At 45.1% G+C, this 7,633-nt stretch carries 8 protein-coding genes; 3 read left to right on the forward strand and 5 right to left on the reverse strand.

Annotated features, from left to right (window positions below; all coding sequences use genetic code 11):
• The first annotated feature begins 77 nt into the window (after positions 1-77).
• Positions 78-926, forward strand: coding sequence for a metal ABC transporter permease (locus PY364_RS15615; protein ID WP_275523885.1), 849 nt, complete (start codon positions 78-80; stop codon positions 924-926).
• A 182-nt stretch (positions 927-1,108) separates the two neighbouring features.
• Entirely contained in the window at positions 1,109-1,537 is a 429-nt protein-coding gene (locus tag PY364_RS15620; RefSeq protein ID WP_275523886.1) for a SufE family protein, read from the forward strand.
• 34 nt (positions 1,538-1,571) lie between these two features.
• Here the strand turns inward: PY364_RS15620 and PY364_RS15625 are convergent, their stop codons facing one another.
• Positions 1,572-2,069: a thioesterase family protein gene (locus PY364_RS15625; protein ID WP_275523887.1), complete on the reverse strand. Its 498-nt coding sequence runs from the start codon at positions 2,067-2,069 to the stop codon at positions 1,572-1,574.
• 144 nt (positions 2,070-2,213) lie between these two features.
• Here PY364_RS15625 and PY364_RS15630 point away from each other — a divergent pair, with 144 nt between their 5' ends.
• On the forward strand, positions 2,214-3,065 hold the full coding sequence (locus PY364_RS15630) for a universal stress protein (RefSeq protein WP_275523888.1): 852 nt from the start codon (positions 2,214-2,216) through the stop codon (positions 3,063-3,065).
• A gap of 184 nt (positions 3,066-3,249) precedes the next feature.
• Here the strand turns inward: PY364_RS15630 and psbM are convergent, their stop codons facing one another.
• From psbM to PY364_RS15650, 4 genes are all read right to left on the reverse strand, one after another.
• On the reverse strand, positions 3,250-3,366 hold the full coding sequence (gene psbM / locus PY364_RS15635) for a photosystem II reaction center protein PsbM (RefSeq protein ID WP_275523889.1): 117 nt from the start codon (positions 3,364-3,366) through the stop codon (positions 3,250-3,252).
• Between the two features lie 107 nt (positions 3,367-3,473).
• Complete coding sequence (locus tag PY364_RS15640) at positions 3,474-3,770, reverse strand: 2Fe-2S iron-sulfur cluster-binding protein (RefSeq protein ID WP_275523891.1); 297 nt, start codon at positions 3,768-3,770, stop codon at positions 3,474-3,476.
• A 291-nt stretch (positions 3,771-4,061) separates the two neighbouring features.
• A complete protein-coding gene (locus PY364_RS15645) occupies positions 4,062-6,098 on the reverse strand; it encodes a TolC family protein (RefSeq protein ID WP_275523892.1) in 2,037 nt (678 codons plus the stop codon).
• A 117-nt stretch (positions 6,099-6,215) separates the two neighbouring features.
• Complete coding sequence (locus PY364_RS15650) at positions 6,216-7,550, reverse strand: TIGR03279 family radical SAM protein (RefSeq protein ID WP_275523893.1); 1,335 nt, start codon at positions 7,548-7,550, stop codon at positions 6,216-6,218.
• Positions 7,551-7,633: the final 83 nt, after the last annotated feature.

Below are 7,633 nucleotides of genomic sequence, written 5' to 3' on the forward strand. Positions count from 1 at the left end.
GGCGGTTCTTTACCGCCAGGATGGCGGCGTTACTACTTTAATTAAACTCACATTATTGACATAGCAGAGGAGGATTTATGATAGATATTTGGCAATGGTTTATGGCTCCCTTAGCCCATGAATTTATGGTCAAGGCTGTTTTAGTTAGTATGCTTGTTGGAGTTGTCTGTTCCGTTTTGTCCTGCTATATGACCCTCAAAGGTTGGGCCTTAATGGGAGATGCCGTGTCTCATGCAGTAATGCCAGGAGTGGTAATTGCTTATCTGCTAAATATTCCATTAGCAATTGGTGCTTTTGTGTTTGGAGTTGGTTCCGTTGTAGCAATTGGATTTATTAAATCTAAGACTAGAATTAAGGAAGACACTGTTATTGGACTTGTGTTTACTGGCTTTTTTGCTCTCGGTTTAGTTCTGATTTCTAAAACACAAAGTTCTGTAGATTTAACTCACATTCTCTTTGGCAATGTTCTAGGTATTTCCGATAGTGATATTATCCAGACAATTGTAATTAGCGTAATTGCTTTGGTAACGATTGCTATTTTCAGAAAGGACTTTCTGCTATTTTGTTTTGACCAAACTCATGCTCGTTCAATTGGAATTAATACCGTAGCTTTATATTATACGCTACTTTCTTTATTATCTTTGACTGCTGTTGCAGGATTGCAAACTGTTGGGATTATTTTAGTAGTGGCAATGCTAGTAACACCGGGAGCTACTGCTTATTTGTTAACCGATCGCTTCGACTATATGATGTTATTAGCAACTGCTTCTGGCGTTTTTTCTAGTGTAATGGGACTCTATGCTAGCTATTATCTAGATGCCTCAACTGGTGGCTGTATTGTTGTCGTCCAAACTTTACTGTTTGTTCTGGCGATGATTTTTGCTCCTAAACATGGTCTGTTGGTGCGAACTAGGCAAAATATTTAATTCTGTATCTAGAATCTCAATAGCTTTACAGAAAACAGGACTTACACACGCTTGTGCAGTAACGCCGCCATCCTGGCGGTCAAGAAACCGCACTTGGAAAGCGGTCGTACTATGGTTTTGCGTAAGGACTGAGAAAACTTAAATTCTGTGTATAATTGACCTATTGACAAAAATTTGGAATCATGTCCACTACTTCTTTTCTACCCAACGCTCTAGCTCGAATTGTAGAGCGTTTTCAGCGCCACTCCGACCCTAAAAGGCGTTACGAGCAATTACTCTGGTATGCCAAGCGGCTACCAGAGTTTCCAGAAAGCGATAAATTACCTGAAAATAAAGTTTCTGGCTGCGTATCTCAAGTTTATATTACTGCCAACTTAACTGATGGCAAAGTTTCGTTTCAAGGTGATTCTGATTCTCAGCTAGTTAAAGGGTTAGTAGGGTTATTGGTTGAAGGATTAAGCGGATTAACACCAACAGAAATAACCAATGTTTCTCCAGATTTTATTCAAGATACTGGATTGAATGTCAGCTTAACTCCTTCCCGCGCTAATGGATTTTACAACATCTTTCAGATGATGAAAACTAAAGCGCTGGCATCTGAAGAACAGTAAGCAATTAAAAATGAATTAATCAGTAATCTAACAATTAAGGACTCAAATGAGCAGTAAGCTTTGCCAAAGCCTCTCTCACTTGTACTGGCAATTGGCGCATAATCTTACCCTTCTCACGATCGACTCCCACCAAAGTTACCTGTGCAGTCACATATAACTCCTTACCATCAGGGGATTGAATTTCGTAGTCCCAAAGTAGCCTCACACCCTCACTAGCACTCATCCGGGTTCTGACTGCCACTGTTTGGCCCATCTGCACGGCCCGATGGTAGCGCACAGAGAGTTCTACCACAGGTAATTCTAAACCTTGGGCCACCCAGTCTGCATACTCAATGCCAATCGATCGCAAACTTTCGACCCGCGCCTCTTCCATCCAGGCGATGTAAGTTCCATGCCAAACAATGCCGCCGTAGTCAGTATGGTGAGGGTAAACCCGTACTAGATGTTCAAACCAGCCACTATCCCGATTAGGCAAATTTTGGATCGGGCCAGAAGATATCAATTCCGGTTTTGATTGATTGTTGTGCACCACGTTACAAATCGTTCCAAAAAGCTACATTTCTACAAATCATAAGGCAGTTTTCAGGCTTATGCTTGGTTGTAAAAGGTTAGAGCAATCAAGCTCCTACTTAACGCCGTAAGCGTACATAACTTGTTGTCATTGCAAAATAAACCCATGATAGAAAAAATTTTAGTAGCCGTAGCTGGTCGGGGCTTGTGCGAAGAGATGTTTAATATGTTGATGGACATCCCATCGCTACAACGAGCATCTGTTACAGTTCTGCACGTCGTACCTCCCCAAGTTACTGCTGATGGCATGGCGGAGAAGTTAAAAGAGGGAGGAGAAATCCTAGCACAAGCAGTGAAATCTTTGAATATAGATCCCAACAAAGTCAATCCCCGCCTGAGACAGGGAGACCCAAAAACCATAGTTTGCGAAGTCGCCGAAGAAGAGAAATCCGACCTGATCATTATGGGTTCGCGGGGACTAGGACGTTTGCAATCTATTCTCGAAAACTCAGTTAGTCAGTACGTCTTCCAGTTAACATCGCGACCAATGCTGTTGGTGAAAGACGATACTTATGTTAAAAAAATCAAGCGTGTAATGGTCGCGATCGACAAATCTGAAGCTGCTCTAGAATGCTTGAAACTAGCACTGTTCCTGCTTAAAGAGGTTAATGGCGGACAGGTAGTTTTAGTTCACGTTACCAAAGATTTGACTGGAAAAAACACTGAAGATTTAACACCTAATGCAGAAAAAGACCCTATTTTAGCACCTGCTGTTGCAGAGGCAAAAAAAATGGGAGTCAGCTACCGCTGCATTACAGCCACCGGCAAACCAGGGGAAACTATCTGCCGTCTGGCAGACGATTTAAGCGTAGACTTGTTACTACTTGGTTCTCCCGATCGCCGCCCCAATATTGCCAAAAACTTTCTGGATCTCGATCGCCTGCTAGGAAATTCTCTATCCGACTACGTGCGCGTGTATGCTAAATGTCCTGTACTCCTAGCGCGTACAGTTGGCTAAATGTAGCTTGATACCCCCTCGATCGTTCGGCGATTGAAATCGCATCTACACAAACTAAGTCCGCCTACGCGGACTGAATAGAGGGGCTAGGGGCTACGATGATCCCTCTTCCTTCGACCAAAAAAGCGCCAAAGGCGTAATGCTTTGGCGCTTTTTTTGGTAACGAAAGACGTAGCAGAAATTGCTAACTATCCTTTTTACCTTCGCGGCTAGCCGTTTGAATGTAAAGAATGAGTAGAAAAACGCTTGGAACTAGCACGAACAAAATTGATGCAATAAATCCTAGGTCATTAACTTGCATGATCCCCAGCCTCTATCTGATAATCAAAAACTAACAAGACTAGGATATCATCTCAGCTTGACACTCCCACCCCTAAAGGGGATGGGATTCTTAAGAGATTTCTCTCGTCACGGCTTAGTTTTCACACTCACGGGGCCATTAACCAAAGTTTGACAGGCTAAACGATAAGTCGGGGGCTTTTTCTTCAGCTTACGATTTTCTACATCAGTCCGAGGGGAGAGATTTTCCATCCCTTCCACGATTTCCACAATACAGGTGCCACATTGGCCGTAGCCCCCGCAATTCATCATCTTTCCTGAAAAAGTGTACAAGTCTACCCGGTTTTCAAGGGCTTTGAGCCTCAAATTCGCTCCGTCTGCTGCAATTACTTCCTGATTTTCCTTGACAAACTTGATATTGCCCATTGCGAATTCCTAACTTGGTTAACAGGGTCTTTATTACAAAATATTAAATAATATAGCCGTTTTCAGTTACATGAGGTATGGCAGGGTAATTGCTAATTGCTAATTGCTAATTGCTAATTGCTAATTGCTAATTGCTAATTGCTAATTGGTATAGGACTTACACATCGTTGTACAGCAAGCATCTCGGCGGTTCTTTTGGGAAAGAGGGGGAAGAGGGAGAGGGGGGAGATGAGGGAAAGGGGAGAGTGAGGGTAGTCAAATCCTCCCCTGCTCCCCCGCTCCCCATCCTCCTTAAGGAGTATCCGAAAGGTCGTTACCGGGAAGATTAGTAACAGCCCGTTCCAGGGCCGATAGAGCACGGTTGTAGCCAATAATTGCCAAAAGTCGGTTTCTCTCAGACCTGGTTAAATCAGTTTCAGCCTGAATTACATCCGTCTGAGTACCTACACCGGCTTGAAAACGGAGGCGGGCCAGGCGTAGAGCTTCCCTTGCCTGGAGTACGCCCGTTTCGGCAGTTTCAATACTTGCAAAACTCGACTCCAACTCAAAATAGCCTTGTTCCACTTCGCGGCGCACCTGATTGCGAAGTTGGTCAAAACGAGTTTCTGCGATCGCAATATCAAATTCTCGCTGTTGAGTCCTCGCTTGAGCAGCTCCCCCATCAAAGAAATTCCACGTCAGCCTTGCTCCCACCGAGTAGCCATCCGCAAACCCGCGAGAGGCAAAATAGTCTCCCTCATCCGGGTCTACTCCCAGTACATTGTAGTTGGCAAACAAATTGAGTTGAGGTTTGCGGCCTGCCACAATCGAGCGCCGCTGCTGTTCGCTCACGGCTCGCTGCACTAACTGCTGTTCGAGCTCAGCTCGATTTTTCAGAGCCAGCACAATACTCTCTTCCAAAGATAGTTTCCAAGACCCCGCTTGTTCAACGGGATCTGCGGCTGTCAACTCTACAGACTGACTGATATTTAAAATTTCAGCTAGTTGCCGTCTACGAACTAGCTGATCCCGGCGGGCTTCATTTAACCTTTGCTGCTCGTTGGCTAAATTCACCTGAGCCTGTAATACGGCAAATCGAGTTCCCACGCCAGCCCGTTCTAGAGCTTCCGCATCTCGTAAACTCTGCCCAGCATTCCTGACCGCAGCCTCGCCAATTGCGACTCGCCCGTCAGCATCTTGCAAGTTGTAGTAATTAGTAGAAACATCAAAGCGCAGTTCCTCGCCTATCCGCTCTACTTCCAGCTCCCGAAATCGTTGTTGTTCCTGTGCAGCTCGGATATTAGCAGTGCGGACACCGAACAGATCGACGTTGTAGGTCAACTGCAAAGTTGTATTGAGAGTGTTGCTGCCGAAGTTTTGGGGGTCGGGGCCGCCCACTGGTTGGCCTTGAGATTCTAAAACGTTTCGCCTGCGTTCCTGAGCGCGAACTCCAAGCTCTCCACCAGCGCTGATTTGGCGGTTGAGATCGACTTGAACGCTGAGATCGGGATACAAAGCAGCTTGCTGTTCTCGTACAACCGCTTGGCTCTGTTCTAATTGCAGTTGGGCAATTTGGAAGGTCTGAGAGTTGCGGTGGGCGAGATCGATCGCCTGCTGCAAGGTAATGGGCTGAGTACGTTCGATCCTAACTTCATCAGGTCGAGTGGGAAAGCTGAGGGGATTCGGATTAGGCTCCAGGAACTCAGGAGGCTGGGTCTGCAAAGTTCCATTCGGTGTTAATGGTGGAAAACTCTCCAGGGGAGTACGAGTGGGGGCTGGAGATGGGGCCATTTCGCTAGGAGTAAGGGGCGAAGTCCCAGGGGCAGGAATTTCTACCGGCTCAACAGTTGGGGAAGGTGCTTGTGCAGTATTTGATTTGCCGTTTGTGGCGATCTGTATAGTCCCAATACTCCCAGAAAATTTCTGTTTTGACTTTGGGGGTGCGATCGCCACTGCGCCCAGCCCCCGCTTTAGGGTTAAGTCTGCCTTTCTGTCGGGCATCGGCTCTGCCACAGGCATCTCTTGTTTCTGGGATGTTTCCCCTGTTGGTTTTGAGGCAGATTTGAAGTTTGTCCCTAATTGTAGGGAGCTAGTTACGGAGCTATTTTTGGTGTGGGCTTCCTGAGACTGAGTTGGGGGGGACATCGCAGGAACATATCCCTCCTGCGAGTTTCGCTCTCCTGCTGTTTTTGGGGCAGATTTTAAATCTGGCCCTAACTTGAGCTGATTAGTTTCTGGCTGGGTGTCCTGGGACTGAGCTAAGGGTGGTGTAGCTGCACTCCGCCCTACATTACTGAAAGTAATCGCCGCACCTACCCCTACAACCACGAGATGACGAAAAACGCGCATAAGTTCTTTAATGAGTCTGCAAGTCCAGAGACAATTCTAAAACAAGCAATGAAGCCTGAAGTGAGTATGCTACATTTCTGCTTTTTTGAGGAAAGCGATCGCCATTTTAATACTTTTTTATTGCGCGATCGCAGCTAGGATCAGCTTTTCAACTCCCATAACTGGAAAGATGCACGTTTTTAGCTTTTCCGCTACTTCCTCAAGGGTAATATCGTCTAAAAATACGCTATCTCCCTCTTTGAGCATGACTGATGGTAGCAGAATCCCGTCGCCTAAGTCTCGCCCCTGCAAACCTGCCAGCAAGTCTTGACCGGTCAGCAACCCTGTAACGGCGATCGCGACTCCCCAATAATTGCTGTCTAAGGCTACCATATTAACTTCCAGTCCTTCAATTTGGTTAAACCGCTGCACTATCGGCTCAAAAGCTTTTTCTACAGCATTACCAACTACCCAAGTCCATTTTCGCGGCGGGTTTACTTTTTCCGGTTGCAATTTCTTTATTACTTCCTCAAATTCTTGGAGAAATTGGCGAATAGAACCGACACCATTACCAATTTGTGGATAATCTTCGTAATCAGCAGCAGAGGGCAATTCTTCACCTGCGATTAAAAACCATTCATCGGCTAACCAAACACAATTTTCTCCCATTTCATTACGGAATTTAGTTTGTAAAGATTTTACTTGTTTTATTACTTCTTGTGCTTTTTGGGCCGTCACTGGCACAAGTTCATCTTCTACTGGCCGAAAACGAGTTAAACCAACTGGAACTACTGCAACAGATGCCACAGCCGGAATATTGCCAGTGTGAAATTTTGCTAAATCTAACAGAGTGTGTTCTAAGTGTTCGCCATCATTAATTCCGGGACAGACAACTACTTGGGCGTGAATTTGCAATCTCCGCTCTTCAAACCACTTAATTTGCTCTAAGATTTTACCAGCCCGAAAATTTTTCAAAAGGCGAATTCGCACTTCTGACTCAGTTGCGTGTACGGAAACGTAAAGGGGAGATAGCCGCATTTGTTCGATTCTATCCCACTCTTTTTGAGTTAAATTAGTCAGGGTAAGATAACTGCCATAAAGGAAGCTAAGGCGATAGTCGTCATCTTTGAGATAGAGGGTTTCTCGTTTTCCTGGTGGTTGTTGGTCGATGAAGCAAAAAGGGCAGCGGTTATTACACTGAATTAGTCCGTCGAAGAGGGCGGTTTCAAATTCTAAACCTAAGTCTTCGTCGCAATCTTTTTCGATTTCTAGGTTGTGGCTTTTACCTTTTATATCTAATACTTTAAGTTCTAGAATTTCGTCGGCTACGAGGTATTGGTAGTCAATTAGATCGCGAGGTTTTTGACCGTTGATAGATACTATCGAGTCTCCAGGTTCAAACCCGATTTCGGCGGCGATAGAATCGGGGATAACTTTGGTAATTAGGGCGGGACGGATTGATAATTCGCTCATGGTTATATATTTTGGGTTAAAATTATGTATATTTACGATTTTATATCATTGTCTGTAAAGCCGCCCTCTGAGCGGTAAAGATA

Source organism: Kamptonema sp. UHCC 0994 (genome assembly GCF_029167235.1).
Lineage (GTDB): Bacteria > Cyanobacteriota > Cyanobacteriia > Cyanobacteriales > Microcoleaceae > Kamptonema.